Origin of the sequence: Hydrogenophaga electricum (genome assembly GCF_030160815.1) — a bacterium.
GTDB classification, from domain to species: Bacteria; Pseudomonadota; Gammaproteobacteria; order Burkholderiales; family Burkholderiaceae_C; genus Hydrogenophaga; species Hydrogenophaga electricum.
Map to the genome: position 1 here is coordinate 98,975 of NZ_BSPB01000005.1, position 23,071 is coordinate 122,045.

Sequence of the window (23,071 nt, forward strand, 5' to 3'; positions counted from 1 at the left end):
CGCGGACCCACGAAAACCGCCGTATCATGCCGCGCACAGCCGCGCTCACGTCATGGTATCCGTCGTGGCATCGCCGGCCCCGATACCACGACCCTGGCGCCCATGCTCACCCAGCTGCAGATCCGCGCGGCCGAGGCCCGCGACAAGCCCTACAAGCTCGCCGATCGCGACGGCCTCTACCTCACCGTGCTTCCGTCGGGCGCGAAGTCGTGGCGCTACAACCACCGGTTGGCCGGCAAGGCCCAAACCAAGACCTACGGCCAGTGGCCCACCCTCTCGCTGGCAGACGCCAGGGCCGCGCACGCGGCCTACCGCGCCGGCACGCTGGCTACCCCCCAGCCCGGCCCCGATCGCGCAGCCACGCCCACATTCGAGGCCGCCGCGGTCGCCTGGCTGGCCGACTACCTGCCCACCATCCGCAAGGGCAAAAACCAAAGCAGCGTGCCCGCCAGCCTTGAGCAGCACGTCTACCCCAAAATCGGCCGCCAGCGCATTGACCACATCACCCGCGTGCAGCTGGTCGATCTGGTCAAAGCCATCTACGCCAGCGGCAAACAGGAAACCGCCTACAAGGTGGCCCAGCGCATCACCCAGGTGTTCGACCACGCGGTCGACACCGGCCGCATCGACGCGCACCCCGCCGGCCGCCTCACCCGCGTACTGGGCGCCAAGACCGTCACGCACCACCCCTGCGTGCCGCCCGACCAGGCCGGCGCCCTGCTGCGCGCCATCGCCGCCTACCCTGACCTCATCACCCGCGCCGGCCTGCTGCTGGCCGCACACACCTTCGTGCGCACCGATGAGCTGCGCAGCGCGCCCTGGGTCGAGTTCGACCGCGGCAAAGCCGCGCTGTGGACGATCCCCGGCGCCCGCATCAAGATGGCCGAAGATCACGAGGTGCCCCTTTCGCGCCAGGTGCTGCGCCTGCTCAAGGATCTGGCCGTCTACACCGGCGAAGGCGCCCTGCTGCTGCCCGGCGCCAACACCCCGCGCCGGCCCATCAGCGAAAACACCCTGCTGTTTGCCCTGTACCGCCTGGGCTACAAGGGCGCGCACACCGTGCACGGGTTCCGCGCGCTGGCCAGCACCGTGCTCAATGAATCGGGCCTGTGGCGGCCCGACGTGATCGAGCGCCAGCTCGACCACCGTGAGCGCGACAACAGCCGCCGCCCCTACAACCGCGCCGACTACCTGGCCGAGCGCCGGCAGATGATGCAGTGGTGGTCTGACTGGCTCGACGCCGCCCAGGCCCAGGCACCCCGCCCGGCGGCCTGACGCCACCCCGTCCCCCAACACCCCTCGTAACGCGGGCCTCCAGCAGCTCTCGCGCGCCGGCGCGATGGCTGCACACGCCTGCCTCACCCACCCCAACGCCGGCCCGTTTTCCGCCCGATTTTCAAAACCGGTGGGGGGTCGGGAAACACCGGATATTTCTGATCGACTCCACAAAACCGGGCTACAGGCCGCGCCGTTGCTGGGTTTTAGCCATTTTTAGAAACCTGATTTTTTTCTGATGTAAACCTGATCTCATCCGGTTTTCCAACCCTGATATTTCCGCCGAACAGCGCCTATATAAATCAACAACTTAGCGCAATATCCGGTTTTATATCCGGTCATATCAGGGTTGTTTCTGATATGCCGAAACCCAGCAACGGCGCGGCCTCCAGCCCGATTTCCGGGCCGCCATCAGGCATATCCGGTTCTTCCCGACCCCCACCCCCCTTTTTGTCCGGAAAACACCGCTTTTTCGGCCCAAACGCCCCCGCCCGGTTGGCCTATGAAACAAGGCCCACAACCCAAAACCGAGGCATCCATGCACCACCGCGACGACGACAGCGCCAGCAGCAGCAGCCACATCAGCGCCCCGCACTGGGCCGCACCGCCCACCCCGGGCGCTGACGAAACCACCCTCACCCTGCACCGACTGGTGTGCATGGCCGGCCCCGTGGCCGCTGGCGGCGCCGTCGTCATCGAGCTGGCGCAGCGCGCCGCCATTGCCCAGGCAGAGGGCGACCGCGCGCCCCTGGCCGCCCACCAGCTGCAGGCACTGCACAGCCTGCTGCTGGCCGCCCTGCAGGCCCAGGCCGCCGCCGCGCTTGAGGCCGCCGATCACCTGGCCTGCCGGCAGACGCGTCTGTAACTTTTCTTTCAAGAGGTTTGAAAGTAAACTTTCAGACCATGGCCAACCAGTTCAAACCGCTCTGCCCCCACTGCGCCACCCGCGTTCGCGTGCGCAGCTGCGAGCGGATCACGAACACCTTCACCAGCCTCTACTGCATCTGCTCGCGCTGCGGCGCCACCTGGGGCGGTTCGGTAGAGGCCAGCCACTTCATCAACCCACCAGCGCGCGGCAGAGACGGCCGCCTGCTGGTGCCCGGCAATTACGACTTCAACGACCAGGGCCTGCTGGTGCCCACCGGTGCCGATGTGCAGGCCCTGCGCAACCGCGCAGCGCCGGCGGTTGACCCCCGCCAGCTCGCGCTGGAGATGCCCGTGCCCGGCTGACCCAGCAGCCCGCAGGGGGATCAGGCGGCCAGTGCCCCCGGAGCAAAAAACCCCGCCTGCCCTCGTCGGCGTGCCTCCTTAGCGCCGGGCCTGGGCCGGTTTTCCCGGGCCGCCGTGAGGGCCTGGGACCACTGCCATTTGCATGCTTCCGGGCATGGTGCTACAGTCCCATCACCTCGAAAGAGGTACGGGCTTGGCGGCCCGGAATCGAGGCGCAACGAGCCGCGCCTCCCTTTGGAACGCGGCTTTTTTGTTGCGCAGCATGACCCGTTTCGGCGGGCCGTGCGGGACTCCCGCGAGGGGGTGCCGGTTCCTCGATCCGGTCCGCCAACCCGCACGGTCTGCCACCCTCTTGGCGGGGGGTCGGCAGGGTAAAAAACCTGTAATCGAGAGGCCGTCATGGCTGAAACCACCGCAACCACCCTGGCCGCCGTCGAATTCCACGGCGCCACCCTTGTCACCACCCTTGTCGATGGCGTCCCGCATGTGGCGCTGAAGACCGTCTGTGAGGCCATCGGCCTCAATTGGGACGGTCAAAGACAGCGTCTTGCAAGAGACCCCGTCCTGAGTTCAGTTGCGGTTATGACAACCGCAACTGGCGGTGATGGGAAAACCTACGAAATGACCAGCCTTCCGTTGAAACTGCTCAACGGCTGGCTGTTCGGCGTGGACGCCAACCGCGTGGCCCCCGAGGTGCGCGACCGGCTGATCGAATACCAGCGCGAGTGCTACGACGTGCTGGCCGACTACTGGCAAAAGGGCAGCGCCACCAACCCGCGCGGCGCAGCGGCCAGCCTCATGATCGGCCAGTCCACCGGCCTGCCCACCACCCAGCTGGTGGCCCTGCAGGCCCAGGGCTGGAAGATCATCGACCGACTGAAGGCTGAGACGGTGCGCGAGCTGCGCGCCGACCTGTACCAGCAGCTCGTGCGCATCTACAGCGATATGGCCATGACCGCGCCGCCGCTGGATGCCATCGGCCAGGAAGCACCAGACGCCGCTGCCGAGGTGGTCGAGTTCTGGACGGTGTTCAAGGCGCTGGAGCGCCTGGGCCACCCGGTGAACCACTCCCGCAACCCCGAGCTGGTGGCACTGAAGCTGGATCAGGTGGCGACGCTGGCACAGCAGGAAGGGCTGGACGTGGCTCCGGCGAAGACTCTCAAGCGCCTGCTGCGCGCCAGCCGCTCACCAAGGTTCGTGGATGTGAAGAGCATCAACAGCGCCCACGCCGGCGTGACGGTTCACTGCTGGGTCTTCCGTGCGCAGGAAGGCGGTGCAGCATGAGCCCGTTGAAGACCTGCCAGATGCACCTGCATGCGCGCTCGACGGATGAGTACATCGAAGGCTCCACCGCCCTGATGGAAACCGCCAGAACGCTGATGGTTCAAGCGTTGAATGGCGTTGATCACAAAGCCCGGCGGATCGCCTACTGGCACCTGTTCTGCATCAACAACACCTTGGGTATGCCGACCGAGACCATGGAGGCCATGGGCATCGAGGCCCCGCGACTGGAAGGCGGTGCCGCATGACCGCCACCCTCACCGCCCCCGCCTGGGCAGACATGCCCACCCGCCCCGAAACCCTGGCCGCCAGCCTGCGCCAGTTGGTCAACGCTGCCGGCCCTCTGGCCTGCGGCATGGCCGTGGCGCTGGAAGCGGTGCAGCGCGCCCAGATCGCCGAGGAAGAGGGTGAAACACCCGGGCTGGACGCCACGCAGCGCGGGCACCTGATCGCCCTGTGTGCTGTGTCTGCGCAGATGCTGGGGGCCGCGGCCACCGAAGCCTGCGACGATCTTCTGCGGCTGGGCTGCTGACGGTTGCACCCCATAATGAGCCCGGCGATGCCGGGTTTTTTGTTTTCTGGCACCCAACCAAATCAATTCACACCGGAGGGAATCAATGAGCAAGGGAAAGATCATCGGGGTTGTTGCGCTGCTGCTGGCAGCCTATTTCTACGCCACCCCCTACATCACGGTGCACCAGATGAAATCGGCGGCTGAAAGCCGAAACGGCGAGGCACTCTCCGAATACATCGATTTCCCCAGCGTGCGCCAAAGCCTCAAAGACCAGATGAACGCCCTGTTCATGAAGGAACTGGGCAAAGACGAGAACATGAAGGACAACCCTTTCGCGGCGCTGGGGGCGGCCTTTGCGGGGGTAATGGTTGACAAGATGGTCGACGCGAGCATCACCCCTGCAGGCATCACACAGATGATGGCTGGTGAAAAGCCTTCCCCGAAATTGGGCCAGGATTCAGACGAACCGGCAGAAGGAACGACGCTCGCAAAGCCATTTCACAACACCAAATCGTCTTATGAATCGCTGAGTAAATTCGTCGTCAGGGTCAACGCAAACACCTCTGATGAAGGAAAGTTCGTCCTGCGTCGGGACGGCATTGGCTGGAAGCTCACTGAAATCATCCTGCCGTTGGGGTATTGATCAACTTTCTCCCCCCCCACCAACAAAAAGGCCCGGTCACCCGGGCCTTTTTCCTGCCATCAGGAAAATGCCCATCACTTCACCACCGGCGCCGCCACCGCCACCAGATCCGCCCAGCTTGGCCGCTCGAAGCTGATCACCTCATCCCCGAACCACGCGTTCACCGCGTCGAACTTCTGGGCCAGCGGCACCACCTCCAGTTCGTAGAAAACGCCCATGGCTTCCTTGGCCGATCCGAAGCCGCCGTTGGTCTCGGGCACCAGCCCGATCAGCTGCGGCGGCACGCGGTGGGCAGCCAGCACGTCGTCACGGCTCACGCTCTTGATGCGCAGAAATTCGTCTTTCGCGGCGGCCTCGCTGGTGTGAATCAGCTGGATGCCCTTGCCCTCCCCCTTGCCCCCCGGCGCGTACAGCAGCAAGTTGCGGAAGTTGCCCGGCCCCTTGCTCTGGGCCATTTTTTCCTTGAGCTGGTCCACATCCACCTGCTCATGCAGCGGGTCGGTGATGTAGAGGATGTAGCCCGCGTGGGTGCCGTTGACGTAGTACCGCCGCCGGAACAGCGTGGCGCTCTCGTTGAGCCACGCGCTCTGCAGGGCCGCCAGGTAGTCGGGCGAACCGTAGATGTTTTGCGTCACGTCGGGCTCCATCAGGTGCAGCACGCTGCCCGCGCGCATGCGCTCGCCGCCGCCGGCGCCGTAGCCCAGCAGCGGGTCGCCGCCCGCCCCGGGCATGGCCCAGAAGCTGCCCTCATCCACCCCCGCCCGCGTGTACATGGCCATGGCGTGGCGCAGCGCCAGCGGCACGCCGGTGCGGCTCTCCACGCGCTCAAAAAAAGCATTGCCGAACGTGAGGTAGTCGTACACCAGCCCGCTGAAGGCCTGCCGCGCCAGCAGCGGGTGCGGGCGCAGCAGCCGGGCCAGCATGTTGCGCTTGAGCGCGATCGCGCTGCCGTGGTGGGCGCTGCTGCGCAGGGTCTTTGCCAGCCCGATCCAGCTGATCGGCGGTTCGTACCACTCGGCCATCTTGGTGACGCCCAGGTAGTCGAACAGTGTCTGGTTCAGCGCCGGCTCCGGGTCGCCAAACGTGAACACCTCCAGGGCTTGCGAGGCGGGCCGCTGGGGCGTGTTTTCGGGGGTGGTGGTAGTCGTCATGGGTGTCCTCAGTCGGAAAACTGCATCACGGCCGCGCCTTGGCCGCCGTTGGGGTCAATCTGGCGCAGCGGCTGGTTGTCCAGCGCGTGCATCACGGCCCACGCCAGGTCGGCGTGTCCGGTGGTCTCGCTGCGGTCGGCCTCGAAGGTGATGGCGTTGCCGCTGGCCGTCTGCACGCGGCGGATGCTCAAGAACGCACGCATCACATCGTTCCAGCCCGCGTCCCACAGCAGGCGCCGGCTGCGCACCAGTTCCTTGGCGCGGATCACCAGCCGGGCCTTGGTCTCGGGGTTGTAGTTGATGCGCCGGGCCGCCGGGTAGAAGGTGCGCACGATGTCGTAAACGCCAATGCCCACGCCCGTGGTGTCGATGCCCATGAACACCACGTTGTAGCGTTCGGTGATCCGCTTGATGGCCGCCGCCTGGCTCACGAAGTCCATGCCGCTCCACTCGTGCTTTTCCAGCAGGCGGTAGGGCGCGCCCTTGGCCTCCGGTACCGCAATCACCACCACCGCCGCGTTGTCGCGGGTGCGGCTCGGGTCATAGCCCACCAGCACGCGCTTGGCACCCAGCGGCCGGGGCATCGTGCGGTTGAAATCGCGCCACGCCACCAGCGAATCGACCCCGCAAGCCAGCAGCTCTTCGAAGCCGAACACGGACATTTCATCGTCCATGAACTCGCACATCAGCAGCTGGGCGAAATCTTCCGGCGTGTACTCAAGCCGCAGCTGGTCGATGTCGAACAGGTCGCACCCGCTCGCCATCGCGTCCATTACCGTGATGATCTGGCGCCACTGCCCGTCGCTGCACAGCACGCCCTTGTGCAGGGCGGCATGGCTCACGTCAATTTCGGGCGTGCGGCCGGCGCCGCTCCAGAACGCATAGGCCTCGTGCTTCTTGCTGCTGGGCGTGCTGAAGTAGGTCTTTCGCCACTTCTTGTGCATCGACATGCCCGAAGCCACCTTGTTCAGCTCTTTGAACTTCTGCACCCAGAAGATTTCGTCAAAGTACAGGTGCCCGTGGTAGCTCTGCGCCGTGCGCGCGCTGGTGCTCAAGAAATACAGCGTGGCCCCAGGCCCACCGCCCTTGCTGTTGGCCAGCACGATGGGGTTGCCCTTCAGGTCCACCCCAAAGCGGCGGGCAAAGTCCACGATGTAGCCGCGGAACACCTCCGCCTGCGCCCGGCTGGCCGATAGAAAAATCTGGTTGTCGCCGGTCAGCAGGGCGTCGATGAACGCCTCGTGCGCAAAGTAGTAGGTGGCCCCAATCTGCCGGCTCTTGAGAATGTCGCGGATGCGCTGGTGCCGCTCGGCATACCAGCCGTTCTGGTAGCCGTATTGCTCCTCCAGGAAGGCGGCCACCATCGCGTCGATCTGCTCATCGTGCACGGCGTTCGGCGTCGCCCGCTTGTCCACGTGGTTGCCGGCCTGCCGCTCGTTCAGGTGGCTCGGCTTGCCGCTCACCCCGTACCGCTCGATCTTCGCCAACCGCTCCACCTGGCGCATCAGCTGGTCGATTTCCTTGTAATCGGCGTTCGACTTGTTGTCCTTGGCCAGCAGTTGCACCAGCCGCGCGTCCAGCGCCTCATTGATCCGCTGGCTGACGGGGCACTCATCCCACCGCTCGCGGCTTTTCCAGCTGTAGGCCGTGCCCTCTGGCACCTGCAGCTCTCGGCAGATTTCGGCCACGGTGTAGCCCTGCCAGTACAGGCGGCGCGCCTGGTGGCGCACGTGGCCCACCGGCGCCACGCTCGGGTGGCCGAACACGGGCGCGCTGGTGGAAGGGATCTCGGGCGGAAGGTCCTGGGGCGACATACGTCGCCCGATGCTCCGGGCCAAGCCGCCCCCGCGCCACCCATGCCGCTTGGCAATGGCGGCATTGCCAATCCAGACGCATTGCCCCCGCGCGAGGCCGGGAAGAACATGGCGCCCATCGTCATCAAGACCCACCCGACCCGGAGCCACACACCCATGTCCACCAAAGACGCCAAAGCCAAGAAGTTCGCCAGCAAGTGGTTCCGCGTGGCCACCGAAGGTGCCACCGTCGACGGCCGCAGCATCAGCCGCCTGCACATCGAGCAGATGGCGCGCAACTTCAACCCCGACAAATACGGCGCCCGCATCTGGGTGGAACATTACCGCGGCCTGGCGCCCGATTCCCAGTTCGGCGCCCTGGGCGACGTGAAGGCCCTCAAGGCCGAAGAGGTCGACGGCAAGATGCGCCTGTTCGCGCAGATCGAGCCGCTGCCCCGCCTGATCGAAATCAACAAGGCCGGGCAGAAGATCTACACCAGCATCGAGCTGGACCCCCGCTTTGCCGACACCGGCGAGGCCTACATGGTGGGCCTGGCCGTCACTGACACCCCCGCCAGCGTGGGCACCGAAGCGCTCAAGTTCACGGTGGGCACCAAGCGCCCCGACGACTTCAAGGCCCACCTGTTCAGCGCGGCCGAAGAAGCCTCGATCGAGTTCGAAGAAGTGGCCGACGAGGCCGACAACAAGACCGTTGGCGCCTTCACCGCCGCCCTGGAAAAGTTCGCCGCCCTCATGAGCGGCAAGCCCGAGCAGAAGCCGGACCCGAAGCCCGAAGCCAAGCCCGCCGGCACGGTGGACATGGCCGCCTTCGCCGCCGGCTTCGCCGACCTGAACAAGGCCCTGACCGAGCAGGCCGAGGCCACCACCCAAGCCCTGCAGAAGCTCACCACCGCCAGCGCCGAACAGGGCCGCGCCATCCTGGAGCTCAAGGGCAAGCTGGCCAAGCTCGACGCCGAGCCCGCGCAGGGCCAGCAGTTCCGCCGCAACCCCGGCCCCGGCGGCGCCAACGAGGTGACCGACTGCTGATCACGCAGCCACCCTCCCCGCCCCACGCCACACACCAAAGCACACCCAGCATCACCCCGGAGCCCACACCATGCGCAACGAAACCCGCGTCCTCTTCAACGCTTACCAGGCCGCCATTGCCCAGCTCAACGGCATCCCCAGCGCCGCCACCAAATTCGCGGTGGAGCCCACTGTGCAGCAGCGCCTGGAAAAGCGCATCCAGGAATCGAGCGACTTCCTGGGCCAGATCAGCGTTGTGCCTGTGAACGAACTCAAGGGCGAGAAAGTGGGCATCGGCGTCAGCGGCACCATCGCCAGCCGCACCGACACCAGCGGCGCCGGTGAACGCGCCACGTCCGACGTGAAAGACCTCACTTCGCAAGACTACGAGGCCAAGCAGACCAACTACGACACCCACATCCGCTACGCCACGCTCGACGCCTGGGCCAAGTTCCCCAACTTCCAGACCCTGCTGCGCGACGCCATCATCCAGCAGTGCGCGCTTGATCGCCTGATGATCGGCTTCAACGGCACGAGTGCGGCGGCCACCACCAACCGCACCACCTACCCGCTGCTGCAAGACGTGAACATCGGCTGGCTCAAGCACATCGAGACCGAGGCCGCCGAGCGCGTCATCACCGAGGGCGCCACCGAAGACGTGGTCAAGATTGGCGCCACCGGCGACTGGAAGAACCTCGACGCCCTGGTCTACGAAGCGGTCAACAGCCTCATCGAACCCTGGCACCGCAGCAACCCGGGCCTGCGCGTCGTCATCGGCCGCGGCCTCAATACCGACCACGTGGTCCCGCAGATCGAGGGCTACCCCCAGCCCACCGAACGCGAAGCGCTCAACCGCTACATCGCGGCCAGCCGCATCGGCGGTGTGCCCACGCTGCAGGTGCCCTACGTGCCCGCCGGCACCATGCTGATCACCATCCTCAAGAACCTGGCCATCTACTACCAGGAAGGCGGCCGCCGCCGCTCGATCATCGACAACCCGAAGAAAGACCGCATCGAGAACTACGAGTCCTCGAACGACGCCTACGTGGTCGAAGACTTCGGCGCCGCCTGCCTCATCAAGAACATCGAATTCGTCTGAGCCGGATAACCCCCCCCGCGACCGCAGACCCCCGCCCGGCCATGAGCGCCGGGCGGGCGATGGGACCACCACAGGAGCACCGCCATGGGCTACATGGAACGCCATTTCCGCCGCGTGCAGGCCGCCAAGCAGGCCGCCACCGCAGCCGCCCCCCAGGCCACCGCCGCCGAGGTCGAAGGCCGCACCCAGTACGAACGCATGCTGCTGCTGCTCGACACGCACCAGCAGCAGCTGCGCAACCTGCAGAGCATGGAGGCCCGGGCTGAGCACAAAGCCAAGCTGCTGCCGGAATACGACGCCTATCTCAGCGGCCTCATCGCCGCCGGCACCAGCCCGCAGGACGATGTGCTGGTCACCCTCATGCTCTGGCATTTCGACTGCGCGCTGATCGCCCGCGCGCTCGATCTGGCCGCCGTGGCACTGGGCAACAACATGGTCATGCCCCAGCAGCACAAGCGCACCCTGCCCACCGTGGTGGTGGAGGAAACAGCAGACCTCATGCTCGCCGGAAAAGGCATCGAAACGCCCTTGCAGGCGCTGGAGTTCGGCGCCTATGCCGGCAAGATCGTCGGCGATGCCGACATGCCCGACCAGGTGCGGGCCAAGCTGTGCAAAGCCATGGGCCGGGCTTCGGTGGCTGCCGAAATCTCGCCCGACGAAACCCTGCAAGTCTTCAAGCGCGCCCTTGAACTCGACAAAAACGCGGGCGTCAAGAAAGACATCGAACAACTGGAACGCGCCATCAAAAACGCCGCCAAGCAAGCCGAGGCGGGCGAAGAAGGCGCGGGCTAGGCCCGAGTGTGCCCCCCACACGCCGGGGCGGCCCTGACGCCACAGGCAAGGCCTGACCGCTCACGCCAACGGCAGCAGAACCACCGCCCCACCTAACACCCCCAAGCGCTCACCCCACGGCCGCCCACACCATGAGCTTCATCGCCTCCGGCGGCCCGGCCGCCCCACCCGAAAGCGACACCCTGCCCAACTCCCCGTGGTGGCCGGCCGTGTCGTTCGCCGCCTGGCGCGCCGCCAGCCGCATCGACCGCACCGCCCAGGACCCCCAGGCCCTGGCCGCTCTGGGCGAAGGCATTGCCCGGGTGAACGCGCAGCTCAACGGCTGGTTCGGCATCGCCACGGCGCTGGCGCGCACGCAGCCGCCCTACATCGAGGCCAGCACCCTCGCCGACCTGCCCGATCCGCCCCACCAGGCCCCCGGCTGGCGCGTGGCCCGCTACCTGCGCGCCGTGCATTGCTACGCCGATTCCCTGCTCGCCGAAAGCCTGCGCGATTTCGATTCCACCGCCGAGGGCCACCAACGCGCCGACGCCATGGAAGGCCGCATTGACGCCTACCGGCGCGAAGCGCAATACGCGATCGCCGACATCATCGACATGCCCCGCCGCCGCGTGGAACTGCTCTAGCCGGAGGCCCGCACATGCAGATCACCACCACGCAGGGCGACATGGTCGACCAACTCGCCCTCAAGGCCCTTGGCCGCCGCGACGGCACCACCACCGCCCAGGTCCTGGCCGCCAACCCCGGCTTGTGCCAGCAGCCCGTGCGCCTGCCCGCCGGCATCGTCATCACCATCCCCGAAGCGCCCGAAGTCATGACCGACCGGCGCGTCAAGCTGTGGGATTGATCCACCTGAAAGGACATGCCATGAAGATTTTTCGCTGCGACGCCGAAGGCGACACGCTCTACATCGAGGCCGAGACAGTGCAAGAAGCACGCACACAGCTGCATGAGAAGGTCGGCCCTATACCTGACTCGCTGCTGAGCTGGTCTGTGGTCGTTACTCTGCCGGACGGCGAAACGCTCCTGTGATCCGGTGAGCAAGCTCCAGCAACTGCGCGCGGCCGTGCTGGCCGCCACCACCACCCCCGCGCTGGAGCCCGACCAGCTGCACACCTTCATCCGCGACGGCCGCATCAAAGACACAGGCGCAGGCCTGCGCTACGAAGGCACGGCCGTCGTCATCGTGCAAGACCTCATCGGCTCCCCGCACCCCATCGCCCGCGCCCTGGCGCTGTGGCTGCGCACGAACGAAACCGAGGCACTCGACGCCCTGCAATTCGAGGTCGACGTCATCGACCACCAGAAGGTCGACGTGCGTTTCGACGTGCCGTTCTCCGAAGCGGTGGTGTTCGATGGTGGCGAATTCGCAGCCTGCGCAGCGGCCGTGCCCGACCCCGACACCTTCTTGCCGCCCTGACCGGGCCATCCTGTAAACCCTCACCATGGCCGAAGACCGCGCCGACCTCGCCACGCTCGAAGCCCTGGTGCGCGCGCTCGACGGCGCCGGCCGCCGCCGGCTCATGCGCCGCATCGTGCAAGACGTGCGGCGCGAGCAAGGCCGCCGCATCGGCCGCCAGCAAGACCCCGACGGCAAAGCCTTCGCGCCCCGGTCCATCAACCCGGCAAGCCCAGACCAGAAGCGCGGCCCCATGTTCAAGGGCCTGCGCCTCATCCGCAGCATGACCGTGCAAGCCAGCGAAAGCGACGGCGCTGTAGGCTTCGTCGGCCGCGTGGAGCGCATCGCCCGCGTGCACCAGCTCGGCGAAATGGACCGCCCCCGCCCCCGCCTGCGCCCCGTGCGCTACCCGGTGCGCCAGCTGCTCGGCGTCAGCAGCCAGACCGAGGCCGTGGTGTGGGATGCGCTGCAACGCCACCTGGTGGGCGGCGGGTAGCGCTGGCCCTACCCCGGCCGCAGCCGCGGCGCCCGGCGTGGCGCGTCGGGCTCACGCTCCCGCTCAAAGGGCGGCGCCACCCAGCTCGCCGGCCTCTCGGTCCAGTGCACACAGCCGCGCTCGGGCTGCGATTTGACGATCTGCCCATCCGCACACCACACCAGCCGCCCGAGCGGGCCGACCTCACCGCCCCAGTGGGCGCACGTCCAGCAGGGTGTGTCGACGTAGCCGCGCCAGCCTCGATTGCTGCTCATGTCGAGATTTTGCGCTGGGGAATTGGTGTGTGGGCAGCCGACGAACGGTATTGCAACTAAACTAAATTGCGTTTACATTAATACCCATGGACAGACGAACTGTCCACCTGAGCCGGCAGCTTCCGGCCCCAGTCTCGGCAGCATCCGATGCAGCCGGACATGTAGGAGAGACATCATGGCAATCACATTCAGCCTGGCCAACCTGCGCGAATCCGCCGCACCGCTGAGCCACACCTACCCCCAGCAGATCAACCCCCAACCGGCCTATGTCGAGCTGACCGAGGGGGGCGAAGTCTCGGCCGACTGGTCGGGCGAAATCGGCAACAGCGTGCCGATGTACGTGTGGCACAACCGCACGCTGCGCATGCACGTTGCCCACAACGTCAACGGCCCGGCGCTGGCCGACTACCTGGAGAGCGCGGAAGCGCTGGCCCTGCTCGAAACGATTCATGCCGGCCATGAGGTGGATTGGGACGGTAGCAACTACGTCGGCAAGCTGAGCACCGACGCCAGCGAGGCCCTGGAGCGCCTGGAAGGCGTGCTGCGCGAGTTCGAGACGGTCGAAATCTGGACCGCGACCGACTACCTTTTCAGCGGCAACACCCTGGCGGGCTTGTGGTCTGGCCGTGCGCTCGATGAGGTGGTGGCAGAGCTTGAGAAAGAGGCCGCCATCAACTTTGATGGCGTGATCCACGGCAGCCTGCGCGACGCGCTGCTGGCCGAGGCTGAACGCCGCTTCGACGAGGACGGCGACGACGGTCTGGACGAACGCCACATCGCGGCCCTGATCGCTGACGGCCGAATCACCCAGGCGCAGGCCGACGAGCGCGCCGAGAACATCGCCAACAACTGATCCACCGCCGGCCAACGCGGCCGGCATTTTTGGAGGCCAAATGGCTGAGAAATTTGCAATCTACGCCGGCGAGCCCATGGCCAGCGCCCTGGCGGGCTACGAGAGCGAGCGCAGCGGGCGCATCAACCGCATTTGTGCCGACTGGCGCGACCTGATCAGCGCGGCGGTGCCGACCCTCACCGAGGCGCAGTGGTGCGCCGTGATCGACGCCACGAACGGCACGATGATCGATGACGACATGACGATGCGCCACCTGTGGGCTGAGGTGGCCGACGCCCGGGAAATCTGCGAGAAATGGGGCATCGATCAGGCGGCCACCGTGGCCGCCTTGCGGGCCCTGGCGTGGCCCGAGCTGGTCGCTCTGCGCGAGACCGTGCGCCGCTATTGGCTGAGCCTGGAAGGTGGCGCGCAGAGCCATGGGGATGCTCTGCGCCAGGCCGGCGCGCGAATCGGAGGGAGCAATGCCGCCACCGCTTGACCTGCGTGGCCGCCGTTTCGGGAAGCTGCTGGTGGTGGACAAGGCACCCGACGTCTTGAGCGCCAGCGGCAAGACGAGTTATCGGGCCTGGCTTGTGCAGTGTGATTGTGGTCGGCAAGAGGTCGTGATGGCCCAGCGGCTCCCCCACTGCGCTAGCAACCGAGCCCGCAAGGATGTGATCGAGGCCTGCTCTCATTGCCGGGCACAACGCACGTGTGAGGTCTGTGGTCGGTGGTTCGAGAGTGCGCTTTTTCGCGCGACCTGCTCGGACGCATGCGCACTGCTGCAGAAACGCGCCAACAACATGGCGTACCACCACCGCAAGGTGGCAGTAGATCCCGAACACTACAAGCGCATCCATGCTGAGCGCGCCGCGCGCGCGGCAGCGGACACGGAATTTGCCCTGCGATTGCGCGCGCAACAGAGCGAGCAGGGCAAGCGCAAGCGGGAACGCCTCAAAGCCGACCCGCATCGCTACGCGCGCACTCTGGAGCGGGCAAGAGAGCGCTACGCGGCCGACCCTTTCGCCCAGGCCAAGAAGCGAGCCGCGCGCGACGCCCGGATGGCCGCCATGACGCCCGAGCAGTACGCGGCGTGGAGCGAGCGGGCGCGCGAGTCGTGGCGGCGCTCAGCGAACAAAGTGCGCAGCACCCCCGAAGGGCGCCAGCGATACCGGGACTACATGCGGGAATACATGCGCCAACAGGCCCTGCGCGGCCTTGTGGCGGCCGGTGACGAATTGATCAAACGGAGCCTCAACGATGAATGACGGACTGATGGCGGTGGACACCATTCCCCTGCCGACCCCGTATGAGCTGGGCAGCATGAGCACCCAGACCCTGCGAGGCGAGTTGGCTAAGTCGCTCACGATGAGCGCGCGCCACCTGCAGCACCTGGCATTGATCTGGGCCGAACTGGAGAAGCGAGGCGAGGACCTTTCCGACCTGCGCACTGGGCTGGCCGTGTACCTTCCCATGATCGCGGCCGGTCGCCTCGATGCGGAGGCTGTGATCCGCTTTGCTGGGCAGCCCACCGTGCTGCGCAGCCTGGCCAATCTGCCCGTGGAGCGCCAGCATGCCCTGGCGCTGGGCGGAACTGTGCCGGTGCTGACCGTCAACGCTGCAGGCGAATACCAGAGCACCGAGCTTCCGGCCCACACGCTCACGGCTGCCCAGGCTCGCTTGGTGTTCTCGGGCGACTCGATCCGCTCGCCGGCTGAACAACGGGCCGTCCTTGAATCTGCCCGGGTGTCTGCACAGCGCCGGCCCCGGCCGGGACCGGATAGCCGGGTGCGCTACGACGCCAAGGCCGATGTGATCCGGATCGGCCGGTCATCGGCCACCGTGGGGGAGGTGGCGGCCGCCATCGCCAGCGGTGCCCTGTCGGCCGAGCATGATGGCCCGGCGCCTGTCCTGGATGCGGGCATGCTGATCAGGCTGACCGAGAGCGAGCACCGCATGATCAAGGCCCGTGCCGCCGAGGCGGGAGTGTCGCAGCAGGATCTGGTGCGCAACATGCTCAAAGCAGCGCTGGCGGTGTGATGAGCATGACCCCAGCCCAATTCGACGCCCTCGCCCAGCTCAAAGGCCTGCACAAAGGCCCAACACAGGAATGCGCGCGCCTCATGCTCGTCGACGGCCTGTCGCAGTCCGCCGCCGCCGCAGCGGCCGGCGTAACTCCACAGGCGGCCAGCCAGGCCCTCAAAAGCGCCCGCCGCACCCTTGCCCTTGCCCGCGCAGCTCTAGGCCTCCCATCGGCCGAATAGGCCCCCGCGCACCCCAAAAAAAAGCCCGGCCAAAGCCGGGCTGCAGGCCCGGCAGAGCGCTGTCACACGCTGGAACCCGCCGGGAGGGAGGAAATGCCGGCCATCTCACAGCCGGCCCGCCCAGTATAGGCAGCGCCGCACCCTTGGCAATCCGCGCATTGCCAACCGCCGCACATTGCCCTCGCGCGAGGCCCGCCCGACCATCGGGCAATGTCCCCCGACACCCCCCGCCAACACTTCCTCAGCGCTGACGACGCCCGCGCCCTGCAGGCGCTCGTGTTCATGGGCACCATCGCCGAGGTCGACCACTCGGCCACGCCGCCGCGTGCCCGGGTGCAGCTGGGCAGCATCCTCACCGCCCCCCTTCCCGTGCCGCAAGAAATCGGCGCCAATTTCCGCCGCTGGCGCCCTGTGCGCGTCGGCTCCCAGGTGCTGATGGCTTGCCCAGGTGGAGACACCCGCCAGGCTGTCATCGTCCAGATCTACAACACCGAGGCCCTGCCCCCGCCCAGCACCGACGACGCGGTCGACCTCATCGAATTTGACGACGGCACCATCCTGCGCAAAGACGGCACCGCGCTGCTGATCGACAGCGCCGTACCCGCCACCCTCAAGGCCCCGCAGATCACGCTCGACGGCGAAGTTTTCATGCAGGGCGGCAGCTTCCACAAAGTGGGCGGCAGCATGGACCACGACGGGCAGGACGTCGGCAAAACCCACATCCACCTCATCATCGCGCCCGTGCCCGGCACCCCGGTCACACCGCCCATGCCGCTGGGGGGTGCCTGAGCATGCCGCGCATCGCAGATTTCGCGGGCATGGACCGCACCACCGGCCGCACCCTCACCGGCACGGCCCACCTGGCCCAGTCCATCGGTGACATCCTCACCACCCGCATCGGCTCCCGTGTTGAGCGCCGCGCTTACGGCTCCACCGTGCCCGACTACATCGACGCACCCATGACCGCCGTGCAGCGCACCCGCTGCTACGGCGCCGCTGCCGCCGCCCTGCTGCGGTGGGAACCTCGCCTCAAGCTCGCCCGCGTGCAGATGCAGCCCATCGAGGCCGCCCAGGGCATGCAAGGCCGCGCCGTGTTCGCGGTAGACCTCATGCTGGAAGACGGTGATGTGACCGTGGAGGCCGTTGTATGAGCAGCGCCGCCGCGTTTGCCTCCATCAACCTCGACGCCCTGCCGAAACCGGCCATCGTCGAAGCGCTCGATTTCGAATCCATCGTCAGCGCCATCAAGGCCGACCTTGTGGCCCGCCAGCCCGCCCTGGCCCCCGTGCTCGCGCTCGAAAGCGAGCCCATCACCAAACTCACCGAGGCCTTCGCCTACCGCGAAATCCTGCTCCGCCAGCGCTACAACGAAGAGGCCCTCGCCCTCACCCTCGCCTACGCGGCCGGCGCCGACCTCGATCACATCGGCCTCACCTACTACCAGGAACCGCGCATCGCTGACGACGAGACCGACACCGCTTACCGCCGCCGCCTGCAGCTCAAGCCCGCCAGCTGGTCCACCGCGGGCCCGCGCGATGCCTACCTGTTCCACGCTTTGAGCGCCCATGCTGACGTGGCCGACGCCGGCGTCTACTCCCCCCACCCCGGCACCACCATCGTGGCCGTGCTGGGCGACACCGAAAGCGGCGAACCCAGCGCCGAAGTGCTGGCCGCCGTGGTCGCCCGGCTCAACACCGACACCGTGCGCCCGCTGTGCGAAACCGTCGTCGTCCAGCCGGTGCAGGTGCAGCTCTACGTCGCCCACGTCACTCTCTACACCTACCCGGGCGCCGACCCCGAAGCCAAGGTCGCCGAAGCCACCGCCGCCCTGCAAACCCTGGTGGCCCAGCTCTACACCGTCGGCACCGACGTGGCGCGCAGCGCCATCGCCGCCGCCGCGCATGTGGCCGGCGTGCAGCGCGTTGACGTGGCCCGCCCGGTGGCCGACATCGTGTGCGACGCCACACAAATCGCCCGCTGCACCTGGGTCGACGTGCAATGGGGAGGCACCGCGCAATGACCACCAGCGCCACCCGCCTCATCAACTACGCGCCCGGTGCCGGCAGCGTGCTGCCCAGCAACGCCACCCCGCTCGAAACCGCCGTAGACCTCACCGCCGGCGCGCGCCTGTGGGGCACCCTGCCCGGCGTCAACGGCACCACCGGCCTGCACCGCCAGGTGCCCCAGTTGTGGGACGCCGCCACCGCCCCGCTCGCCACCCTGCCCCTGCTCGCCTGGGCCTTCCGGCTCGATTTTTTTGATACGGCATGGCCCGAGCGCTTCCAGCGCGAGATGCTGGCCAACGCCCGCCGCATCAACCAGCTGCGCGGCACCGTGGCCGGCATCCGGCTCACCCTGCAACTGCTCGGCCACCCCAACGCCCAGGTCATCGAACACCCGGGCGCCCGCCGCCGTGGCGACGGCTCCGAGCGTGACGGCGTCCAGCGCCGCAAAAACAGCGCCGACTGGGCCACCTTCTCGATCGTGCTGGAGAACCCCATCACCGACCGCCAATACCAGGTGCTCCTGCAGGCCGTTGACCGCGTCAAACGCGCCTGCTGCCACCTGGTCGACATGAACCAACCCACCACCCCCCTGCTGCGCGGCCTGGGCCACCTGCGGGGCACCGGCAAAGTCCGAGGAACCATCTGAAATGGCCAACGTCAACGAAAACGACAACTGGGGTGCCGGCGTCTACCAATACGCCGACGGCGACGTGCTCGACGGCGGGCCCGACAGCTCCGAAACCCTGCCCATCCGCCAGCTCGCCAGCCGCTCGCTCTACCAGCGCCTGCGCAACGTCACCCCGTGGGACGCCGGGCTTGCCGCCCAGCACACCTACCCCGCCGGCGCCTGCGTGCTGCACGCCGGAGTCACCTGGCGCGCCAAAGTCAACACCAGCGCCGAGCCCGGCACCGACGACACCAAGTGGGAGCGCTGGGCCTTCACCGCTGCGGAAATGACCGATGTCATCAACGCCCTGGCCGCCGTGCGCTACACCCCCCAGGCGCTCTCTACCGCGCAGCAAAAGCAGGCCCGCACCAACATCCGCGCCATCGGCTCGGTGGTGGCCATCCCGGCCGCCAACGAAGGCCTGATCTGGGTCGAAGGCACCGGCTTCATGGTCTGGAACGATCCCACCGGCTACGAACCGATCAACGTCGTTCAAAGCGCCACCACCGCCACCACGCAAGCCCTGGTGGTCGACTCCGCATGGACCAATGCCGGCGCCTCCGTCGTCGCGCGCCGCACCGGGCTGGCCAACCTGCTCGCGTGGACCTCCTGCACCAACGGCGTCAACGGTGGCGCGGGGGGCCGTATCTCACCCATGACCGCCATCCAGGTCAACGGCGCCCAGGTCGGCTTCGGCAACCACCTCAAAGACAGCTACCCCGGCGGCGGCATGCAGCTCGACGGCCTGGCCGTCGCCCTGTCCGTCCAGCTCAACAAGGGCGACACCGTCGCGTGTTTTGTGCGCAACGCGGGCGGCGCCGCCGTCACCGCCACCAAGGTCGGCGCCGGCATCCAGGTCGCCTACGTGGCCTGACCCACCCCATGGCCACCACCCTCCGCCACATCGCCGGCAGCGTTTTCGGGCTCGCGCTCAGCACCGAGCAGTGCCCCATCGCCACCGCCGACGCCGAGCCCGTCGACATGGCCGGCTGGGGCGTGGCCCTGCGCCTCATCGGCACCAGCTACACCGCCGAATTGCCCGGCACCTGGCTCACCACCACCGATCCCGCGTGGTCATTCGCCTTCGAAGTGGCCAACACCCTGCCCTGGCCCCCCGGCACCTACGCCGCGCGGCTGGTCTACACCGAGCCCGCACCCGCCAGCCGCCGCTTTGAGGTCGAAACCGCCATGGCGGTGGAGGTCATCCGCTGATGTCTGGCGTGCCCTTCCCCTTCCCGGTGCTGTGCACCTACACAGTCACCAGCACCGGCACCGCTGCGCAGGGCGCCACCGCCACGCCCGTGCAGTTCGCGGCCGTGGCCGTGCACGTCGGCCTCACCGGCCCCACAGGGGCCACGGGCGACATGCACCCCGATATCCCGGGCTACGTCGCCGTCGCCGTCGAAGCCAAAGCCGCCGCCCTCGTGGCCCAGGCCGCCGCAGAAGCCTCCGAAGGCAACGCCGCCGACAGCGAAGCCGCCGCCGCAGCCAGCGCAGCAGCAGCCGCCAGCAGCGAGAGCAACGCCGCCGATTCCGAAGACAACGCCGCCGCCAGCCAGGCCGCGGCAGCAGCCAGCGCCGCCGCAGCCGCCAGCAGCGAAAGCAACGCCGCCACCAGCGAAGCCGCCGCAGCCGCCAGCCAGGCCGCCAGCGCGGCAGACGCGGCCGTGGTGGCCCTCACCGCCACCGACATGTCCGCCGGCGCATACGCGCTGAAGGGCCCCTGGGCCACCCTGCCGCAGGTGCTGGGCGCGCTGCCGCTGGCACGGCCCGCCGTCGTCTCCCACCTGGGCCAATACTGGGTGCTGGTGGCAGACCTGGCCAACGCCGCCACGGCAGAGCCCGGCACCAGCGCCGCCTGGGTCGAATACGAGTCAGACAGCTACACCATCGGCCACGGCCTCACCACCGTGGGTGATGCGCTTGACGATCTCGCCGGCCAGCTCGCCGCGCACACCACCCTGCTGGCCGCTCGCCTGCCCGTTCTGGGCGCCGCCGAAGCCCTGCCGGTGGCCAACGTCGGCCCCATCTACCACGACGGTTATGCCGACCTCATGACCTGGCGCACCATCGGTGCCTACACCGGCTACGCCTCGCTCCGGCTCGGCCAGCCCGTGTACTACGACGGCGACACCCTGCCCCCCGGCACCGTGGCCGCCAATGCCGACATCAGCGCCGCCGTGTTCGCCGCCCTGCGCGCCTACACCGGCCGCACCACCACGGTAGACGTGCGCGGCACCGTGCTCAAAGCGCTTGACCAGGGCCGCGGGTTCGACCCCGGCCGCGTGCGCGGCACCTACCAGGCCGACAACCTCAAGGCCTCCACCCTGCGCCTCAAGCGCCTGCAGGGGGGGTTTGAAGCCGCCACCAACTTCACGGGCGAATTCAGCTCGGGCGGCACCACCGGCTCCACCAACCCCGTCGCCTTCGGCACCACCGCCACGGCTGATCAGGTCATCAACCTGGGCAGCGGCGACCACACCAACGTCCAGAACAGCGCCTTCCCGCTGTGCTGGAAATACTGAGCCCGGGGCCCACCACCATGCGCGAACTTTTCTGCCAGCTCGCCCCTGAAGACGACGTCTACACCGGCCCGGTGTGGGCCTTTGACACCACCATCACCCCCGGCGTCATCGTGCCCCCCGTTCGCGCCGTGCGCGCCGAACAGCCCGAAGTGCCGCCCGGCCACCAGGCACGCTGGCAGGGCGAAGGCCTGCCCTGGCTCATCGAAGCACTGCCCCTGCCGCCCGAACCACCCGCCCCGGCGCCCCTCACCGAAGCCCAGGCCCTGCAGTTGATCGACGCCCAGGCAGACGCCATCGTCCGCGCCGTCATTGGTGACCGGGCTGAGGAATACCGCCAGGCCGAGGCCGAGGCCACCGCGTGGCACGCCAGCGGCCACGCCGACAGCGCGCCGCCCAGCGTGGCCGTGTGGGCCAGCGTATCCGGCATGGACGAAGTGGCCGCCTGTGCCGACATCCTCGCCCAGGCCGCCACCTGGCGCGCCGCCCTGCTGCAAATCCGCACGGCGCGCCTCACCGCCAAGGCCGCCATCCGAGCGGGTGACGATGCCACCGCCTGGGCAGACTGGGCCGCGTTTGTGGGCACCATCAGCGCCGCGCTCGGCATCACCACCCCGGCCCCGGCAGAGCCGCTCGAGGAGCCCGCGCAATGACCGCCCCGCAGCGCACCCCCTGGGGCCTCTGGCGGGCCGTCGTCAACCCGCTCGACTACCTGCTGTCCAAGGCCGCCTTCCTGCTCGACGTCAACAACGACACGCTGCCCCCCGGCCTCGTGTTCACGGGCGACGCCAACCGAACCTATTTCGGCCCAGACGGCGTGCTGCGCACGGCGGGCGTGAATGAATGGCCGGTGGAATACGACCCGGTCACGCTCAAGCGCGTGGACCGCAAGATCTGGGAGGCGCGGACGAATCAAGTCCTGAACTCCAACATCGTCACGCCAGGGCCCGGTAGCACGTACGTGCAAGACGGGCCAGCACTCCTGTCTGGTGTTCCGAGCCAGCGCCTCACGGTTGCTGGGTCGCGCTTTCTCCGGGATGTGGCCCTGACCGCAAACGGTACGGTTGCCCTTTCGTGGTGGATTTGGACAGCCACTGCTGGCCGCGCCATGCAGTTGATCCTCAAGGACTACACCTCAGACACGGTTCGGGCTACCACCAATTTTGTTTCTGTCGCTGGCTGGCAGCGCGTAGCGGTTGTCGGGGCTGTCGCAGGCGCCGGCAACGGGTGCCGAGCCGAATGGGCAGGTCCGGTGGTCGGCGACTGCTTTTTCGGCATGCAGGTCGAGACGGGCAGCTTCGTCACGCCCTACATCATCACCGGCGCCGCCGCCGTCACCCGCGCCACGCCGAGCGCTGCGCTCTCCGGTTCGGCGTTCTCGGCCGTTTGGAATCCGTCGGGCGGAACGCTGTTTACCGAAGCCTCGCAGCCCGCCCTCGTCGGTGCCTCAAAAACTGCGGTGGGCGTTTCCAACGGTGGCGGCACGAACCGCACCAGTCACTACGTCAACTCGGCCGGCGCGATCAATCTGTACACCAACCCCGCGCCGTCAACGATCGTGACGGGGCCCAATGCCGCCGCCGGGGTGCTGTGGCGGCGGGCCACGTCCTTCGCCGCTGGCACCTGCAGCACGTCAGCGAACGGGGGCGGTGTGGTTGAGCGCGCCCACACGATGGACCTGGCGGCCATGAACGTGCTCACTCTGGGCAACGCCTTCCCAGGTGCGTCCGAGCACTGGAACGGCGGCATCAAGCGCGCCGCCTACATCCCCACCGCCCTCCCAAACCGCCTCCTGCAGTCGCTCGGCATGGCCGGGCTCTGACCACC

General features: G+C 67.7%; 32 protein-coding genes. 29 read left to right on the forward strand and 3 right to left on the reverse strand.

Annotated features, from left to right (window positions below; translation table 11 throughout):
- Nucleotides 1–102: 102 nt before the first annotated feature.
- The 7 genes from QQK43_RS05120 (at nt 103) to QQK43_RS05150 (ending at nt 4,943) form a co-directional block, all read left to right on the forward strand.
- Entirely contained in the window at nt 103–1,275 is a 1,173-nt protein-coding gene (locus QQK43_RS05120; protein ID WP_284306921.1) for a tyrosine-type recombinase/integrase, read from the forward strand.
- Nucleotides 1,276–1,813: 538 nt separating this feature from the next.
- The gene (locus tag QQK43_RS05125; protein WP_284306922.1) at nt 1,814–2,140 is read left to right on the forward strand and encodes a hypothetical protein; all 327 of its coding nucleotides are present in this window, start codon (nt 1,814–1,816) and stop codon (nt 2,138–2,140) included.
- A gap of 38 nt (nt 2,141–2,178) precedes the next feature.
- Complete coding sequence (locus QQK43_RS05130; protein WP_284306923.1) at nt 2,179–2,505, forward strand: ogr/Delta-like zinc finger family protein; 327 nt, start codon at nt 2,179–2,181, stop codon at nt 2,503–2,505.
- 399 nt (nt 2,506–2,904) lie between these two features.
- Nucleotides 2,905–3,789 carry a phage antirepressor N-terminal domain-containing protein gene (locus QQK43_RS05135; protein WP_284306924.1) on the forward strand — a complete coding sequence of 295 codons (885 nt, stop codon included), beginning with the start codon at nt 2,905–2,907 and terminating at the stop codon, nt 3,787–3,789.
- Complete coding sequence (locus tag QQK43_RS05140; protein ID WP_284306925.1) at nt 3,786–4,034, forward strand: hypothetical protein; 249 nt, start codon at nt 3,786–3,788, stop codon at nt 4,032–4,034. Before QQK43_RS05135 ends, QQK43_RS05140 begins: the two co-directional genes overlap by 4 nt.
- Nucleotides 4,031–4,318 (forward strand): hypothetical protein, encoded by a 288-nt coding sequence (locus tag QQK43_RS05145; protein WP_284306926.1) that lies wholly within the window; start codon nt 4,031–4,033, stop codon nt 4,316–4,318. The genes QQK43_RS05140 and QQK43_RS05145 overlap by 4 nt, the downstream gene beginning before the upstream one ends.
- 85 nt (nt 4,319–4,403) lie before the next feature.
- Nucleotides 4,404–4,943, forward strand: coding sequence for a DUF2939 domain-containing protein (locus QQK43_RS05150; RefSeq protein ID WP_284306927.1), 540 nt, complete (start codon nt 4,404–4,406; stop codon nt 4,941–4,943).
- Between the two features lie 74 nt (nt 4,944–5,017).
- Here the strand turns inward: QQK43_RS05150 and QQK43_RS05155 are convergent, their stop codons facing one another.
- Both QQK43_RS05155 and QQK43_RS05160 read right to left on the reverse strand, forming a co-directional pair.
- Entirely contained in the window at nt 5,018–6,094 is a 1,077-nt protein-coding gene (locus QQK43_RS05155; RefSeq protein ID WP_284306928.1) for a phage portal protein, read from the reverse strand.
- A gap of 8 nt (nt 6,095–6,102) precedes the next feature.
- Nucleotides 6,103–7,908: a terminase large subunit domain-containing protein gene (locus QQK43_RS05160; protein ID WP_284306929.1), complete on the reverse strand. Its 1,806-nt coding sequence runs from the start codon at nt 7,906–7,908 to the stop codon at nt 6,103–6,105.
- A gap of 156 nt (nt 7,909–8,064) precedes the next feature.
- Between QQK43_RS05160 and QQK43_RS05165 the strand changes: the two genes are divergently transcribed.
- The 8 genes from QQK43_RS05165 to QQK43_RS05200 all read left to right on the forward strand — a co-directional run bounded on the left by QQK43_RS05165 (nt 8,065) and on the right by QQK43_RS05200 (nt 12,699).
- Entirely contained in the window at nt 8,065–8,934 is an 870-nt protein-coding gene (locus QQK43_RS05165) for a GPO family capsid scaffolding protein (protein WP_284306930.1), read from the forward strand.
- Nucleotides 8,935–9,004: 70 nt separating this feature from the next.
- On the forward strand, nt 9,005–10,012 hold the full coding sequence (locus tag QQK43_RS05170) for a phage major capsid protein, P2 family (RefSeq protein ID WP_284306931.1): 1,008 nt from the start codon (nt 9,005–9,007) through the stop codon (nt 10,010–10,012).
- Between the two features lie 84 nt (nt 10,013–10,096).
- Complete coding sequence (gene gpM / locus QQK43_RS05175; protein WP_284306932.1) at nt 10,097–10,804, forward strand: phage terminase small subunit; 708 nt, start codon at nt 10,097–10,099, stop codon at nt 10,802–10,804.
- 131 nt (nt 10,805–10,935) lie between these two features.
- Nucleotides 10,936–11,430 (forward strand): head completion/stabilization protein, encoded by a 495-nt coding sequence (locus tag QQK43_RS05180; protein ID WP_284306933.1) that lies wholly within the window; start codon nt 10,936–10,938, stop codon nt 11,428–11,430.
- 14 nt (nt 11,431–11,444) lie between these two features.
- Nucleotides 11,445–11,651, forward strand: a complete 207-nt coding sequence (locus QQK43_RS05185; protein WP_284306934.1) for a tail protein X — start codon at nt 11,445–11,447, stop codon at nt 11,649–11,651.
- Nucleotides 11,652–11,671: 20 nt separating this feature from the next.
- Nucleotides 11,672–11,836, forward strand: a complete 165-nt coding sequence (locus QQK43_RS05190; protein ID WP_284306935.1) for a hypothetical protein — start codon at nt 11,672–11,674, stop codon at nt 11,834–11,836.
- A 4-nt stretch (nt 11,837–11,840) separates the two neighbouring features.
- Nucleotides 11,841–12,224, forward strand: a complete 384-nt coding sequence (locus QQK43_RS05195; protein WP_284306936.1) for a phage tail protein — start codon at nt 11,841–11,843, stop codon at nt 12,222–12,224.
- 25 nt (nt 12,225–12,249) lie between these two features.
- Complete coding sequence (locus tag QQK43_RS05200; protein ID WP_284306937.1) at nt 12,250–12,699, forward strand: phage virion morphogenesis protein; 450 nt, start codon at nt 12,250–12,252, stop codon at nt 12,697–12,699.
- Nucleotides 12,700–12,707: 8 nt separating this feature from the next.
- On the opposite strand, the gene QQK43_RS05205 is transcribed toward QQK43_RS05200, so the two are convergent.
- Nucleotides 12,708–12,953 (reverse strand): hypothetical protein, encoded by a 246-nt coding sequence (locus QQK43_RS05205; RefSeq protein ID WP_284306938.1) that lies wholly within the window; start codon nt 12,951–12,953, stop codon nt 12,708–12,710.
- A gap of 175 nt (nt 12,954–13,128) precedes the next feature.
- On the opposite strand from QQK43_RS05205, the gene QQK43_RS05210 reads away from it, so the two are divergent.
- From QQK43_RS05210 to QQK43_RS05275, 14 genes are all read left to right on the forward strand, one after another.
- Complete coding sequence (locus QQK43_RS05210) at nt 13,129–13,806, forward strand: hypothetical protein (RefSeq protein ID WP_284306939.1); 678 nt, start codon at nt 13,129–13,131, stop codon at nt 13,804–13,806.
- Between the two features lie 40 nt (nt 13,807–13,846).
- Nucleotides 13,847–14,284 (forward strand): hypothetical protein, encoded by a 438-nt coding sequence (locus tag QQK43_RS05215; protein ID WP_284306940.1) that lies wholly within the window; start codon nt 13,847–13,849, stop codon nt 14,282–14,284.
- A complete protein-coding gene (locus tag QQK43_RS05220; RefSeq protein WP_284306941.1) occupies nt 14,268–15,053 on the forward strand; it encodes a hypothetical protein in 786 nt (261 codons plus the stop codon). The genes QQK43_RS05215 and QQK43_RS05220 overlap by 17 nt, the downstream gene beginning before the upstream one ends.
- On the forward strand, nt 15,046–15,825 hold the full coding sequence (locus tag QQK43_RS05225; RefSeq protein ID WP_284306942.1) for a hypothetical protein: 780 nt from the start codon (nt 15,046–15,048) through the stop codon (nt 15,823–15,825). Before QQK43_RS05220 ends, QQK43_RS05225 begins: the two co-directional genes overlap by 8 nt.
- Before the next feature lie 5 nt (nt 15,826–15,830).
- Nucleotides 15,831–16,049, forward strand: coding sequence for a hypothetical protein (locus QQK43_RS05230; protein WP_284306943.1), 219 nt, complete (start codon nt 15,831–15,833; stop codon nt 16,047–16,049).
- Nucleotides 16,050–16,259: 210 nt separating this feature from the next.
- Nucleotides 16,260–16,838 carry a phage baseplate assembly protein V gene (locus QQK43_RS05235; protein WP_284306944.1) on the forward strand — a complete coding sequence of 193 codons (579 nt, stop codon included), beginning with the start codon at nt 16,260–16,262 and terminating at the stop codon, nt 16,836–16,838.
- Nucleotides 16,839–16,840: 2 nt separating this feature from the next.
- Nucleotides 16,841–17,200, forward strand: coding sequence for a GPW/gp25 family protein (locus tag QQK43_RS05240; protein ID WP_284306945.1), 360 nt, complete (start codon nt 16,841–16,843; stop codon nt 17,198–17,200).
- Nucleotides 17,197–18,069 carry a baseplate assembly protein gene (locus QQK43_RS05245; RefSeq protein WP_284306946.1) on the forward strand — a complete coding sequence of 291 codons (873 nt, stop codon included), beginning with the start codon at nt 17,197–17,199 and terminating at the stop codon, nt 18,067–18,069. Before QQK43_RS05240 ends, QQK43_RS05245 begins: the two co-directional genes overlap by 4 nt.
- Nucleotides 18,066–18,701, forward strand: coding sequence for a phage tail protein I (locus QQK43_RS05250; RefSeq protein ID WP_284306947.1), 636 nt, complete (start codon nt 18,066–18,068; stop codon nt 18,699–18,701). Before QQK43_RS05245 ends, QQK43_RS05250 begins: the two co-directional genes overlap by 4 nt.
- A gap of 1 nt (nt 18,702) precedes the next feature.
- Nucleotides 18,703–19,596: a hypothetical protein gene (locus QQK43_RS05255; protein WP_284306948.1), complete on the forward strand. Its 894-nt coding sequence runs from the start codon at nt 18,703–18,705 to the stop codon at nt 19,594–19,596.
- 8 nt (nt 19,597–19,604) lie between these two features.
- Nucleotides 19,605–19,934: a hypothetical protein gene (locus tag QQK43_RS05260; protein ID WP_284306949.1), complete on the forward strand. Its 330-nt coding sequence runs from the start codon at nt 19,605–19,607 to the stop codon at nt 19,932–19,934.
- The gene (locus QQK43_RS05265; protein WP_284306950.1) at nt 19,934–21,247 is read left to right on the forward strand and encodes a hypothetical protein; all 1,314 of its coding nucleotides are present in this window, start codon (nt 19,934–19,936) and stop codon (nt 21,245–21,247) included. Before QQK43_RS05260 ends, QQK43_RS05265 begins: the two co-directional genes overlap by 1 nt.
- Nucleotides 21,248–21,264: 17 nt before the next feature.
- The gene (locus QQK43_RS05270; protein WP_284306951.1) at nt 21,265–21,897 is read left to right on the forward strand and encodes a hypothetical protein; all 633 of its coding nucleotides are present in this window, start codon (nt 21,265–21,267) and stop codon (nt 21,895–21,897) included.
- A complete protein-coding gene (locus tag QQK43_RS05275; RefSeq protein WP_284306952.1) occupies nt 21,894–23,066 on the forward strand; it encodes a phage head spike fiber domain-containing protein in 1,173 nt (390 codons plus the stop codon). Before QQK43_RS05270 ends, QQK43_RS05275 begins: the two co-directional genes overlap by 4 nt.
- Nucleotides 23,067–23,071: the final 5 nt, after the last annotated feature.

Bases quoted from the DNA above. Each gene is read 5' to 3' on its own strand.
- QQK43_RS05120 (WP_284306921.1), top strand. From the start codon at position 103: ATGCTCACCCAGCTGCAGATCCGCGCGGCCGAGGCCCGCGACAAGCCC.
- QQK43_RS05125 (WP_284306922.1), top strand. From the start codon at position 1,814: ATGCACCACCGCGACGACGACAGCGCCAGCAGCAGCAGCCACATCAGC.
- QQK43_RS05130 (WP_284306923.1), top strand. From the start codon at position 2,179: ATGGCCAACCAGTTCAAACCGCTCTGCCCCCACTGCGCCACCCGCGTT.
- QQK43_RS05135 (WP_284306924.1), top strand. From the start codon at position 2,905: ATGGCTGAAACCACCGCAACCACCCTGGCCGCCGTCGAATTCCACGGC.
- QQK43_RS05140 (WP_284306925.1), top strand. From the start codon at position 3,786: ATGAGCCCGTTGAAGACCTGCCAGATGCACCTGCATGCGCGCTCGACG.
- QQK43_RS05145 (WP_284306926.1), top strand. From the start codon at position 4,031: ATGACCGCCACCCTCACCGCCCCCGCCTGGGCAGACATGCCCACCCGC.
- QQK43_RS05150 (WP_284306927.1), top strand. From the start codon at position 4,404: ATGAGCAAGGGAAAGATCATCGGGGTTGTTGCGCTGCTGCTGGCAGCC.
- QQK43_RS05155 (WP_284306928.1), bottom strand. From the start codon at position 6,094: ATGACGACTACCACCACCCCCGAAAACACGCCCCAGCGGCCCGCCTCG.
- QQK43_RS05160 (WP_284306929.1), bottom strand. From the start codon at position 7,908: ATGTCGCCCCAGGACCTTCCGCCCGAGATCCCTTCCACCAGCGCGCCC.
- QQK43_RS05165 (WP_284306930.1), top strand. From the start codon at position 8,065: ATGTCCACCAAAGACGCCAAAGCCAAGAAGTTCGCCAGCAAGTGGTTC.
- QQK43_RS05170 (WP_284306931.1), top strand. From the start codon at position 9,005: ATGCGCAACGAAACCCGCGTCCTCTTCAACGCTTACCAGGCCGCCATT.
- gpM (WP_284306932.1), top strand. From the start codon at position 10,097: ATGGGCTACATGGAACGCCATTTCCGCCGCGTGCAGGCCGCCAAGCAG.
- QQK43_RS05180 (WP_284306933.1), top strand. From the start codon at position 10,936: ATGAGCTTCATCGCCTCCGGCGGCCCGGCCGCCCCACCCGAAAGCGAC.
- QQK43_RS05185 (WP_284306934.1), top strand. From the start codon at position 11,445: ATGCAGATCACCACCACGCAGGGCGACATGGTCGACCAACTCGCCCTC.
- QQK43_RS05190 (WP_284306935.1), top strand. From the start codon at position 11,672: ATGAAGATTTTTCGCTGCGACGCCGAAGGCGACACGCTCTACATCGAG.
- QQK43_RS05200 (WP_284306937.1), top strand. From the start codon at position 12,250: ATGGCCGAAGACCGCGCCGACCTCGCCACGCTCGAAGCCCTGGTGCGC.
- QQK43_RS05205 (WP_284306938.1), bottom strand. From the start codon at position 12,953: ATGAGCAGCAATCGAGGCTGGCGCGGCTACGTCGACACACCCTGCTGG.
- QQK43_RS05210 (WP_284306939.1), top strand. From the start codon at position 13,129: ATGGCAATCACATTCAGCCTGGCCAACCTGCGCGAATCCGCCGCACCG.
- QQK43_RS05215 (WP_284306940.1), top strand. From the start codon at position 13,847: ATGGCTGAGAAATTTGCAATCTACGCCGGCGAGCCCATGGCCAGCGCC.
- QQK43_RS05220 (WP_284306941.1), top strand. From the start codon at position 14,268: ATGCCGCCACCGCTTGACCTGCGTGGCCGCCGTTTCGGGAAGCTGCTG.
- QQK43_RS05225 (WP_284306942.1), top strand. From the start codon at position 15,046: ATGAATGACGGACTGATGGCGGTGGACACCATTCCCCTGCCGACCCCG.
- QQK43_RS05230 (WP_284306943.1), top strand. From the start codon at position 15,831: ATGACCCCAGCCCAATTCGACGCCCTCGCCCAGCTCAAAGGCCTGCAC.
- QQK43_RS05235 (WP_284306944.1), top strand. From the start codon at position 16,260: ATGTCCCCCGACACCCCCCGCCAACACTTCCTCAGCGCTGACGACGCC.
- QQK43_RS05240 (WP_284306945.1), top strand. From the start codon at position 16,841: ATGCCGCGCATCGCAGATTTCGCGGGCATGGACCGCACCACCGGCCGC.
- QQK43_RS05245 (WP_284306946.1), top strand. From the start codon at position 17,197: ATGAGCAGCGCCGCCGCGTTTGCCTCCATCAACCTCGACGCCCTGCCG.
- QQK43_RS05250 (WP_284306947.1), top strand. From the start codon at position 18,066: ATGACCACCAGCGCCACCCGCCTCATCAACTACGCGCCCGGTGCCGGC.
- QQK43_RS05255 (WP_284306948.1), top strand. From the start codon at position 18,703: ATGGCCAACGTCAACGAAAACGACAACTGGGGTGCCGGCGTCTACCAA.
- QQK43_RS05260 (WP_284306949.1), top strand. From the start codon at position 19,605: ATGGCCACCACCCTCCGCCACATCGCCGGCAGCGTTTTCGGGCTCGCG.
- QQK43_RS05265 (WP_284306950.1), top strand. From the start codon at position 19,934: ATGTCTGGCGTGCCCTTCCCCTTCCCGGTGCTGTGCACCTACACAGTC.
- QQK43_RS05270 (WP_284306951.1), top strand. From the start codon at position 21,265: ATGCGCGAACTTTTCTGCCAGCTCGCCCCTGAAGACGACGTCTACACC.
- QQK43_RS05275 (WP_284306952.1), top strand. From the start codon at position 21,894: ATGACCGCCCCGCAGCGCACCCCCTGGGGCCTCTGGCGGGCCGTCGTC.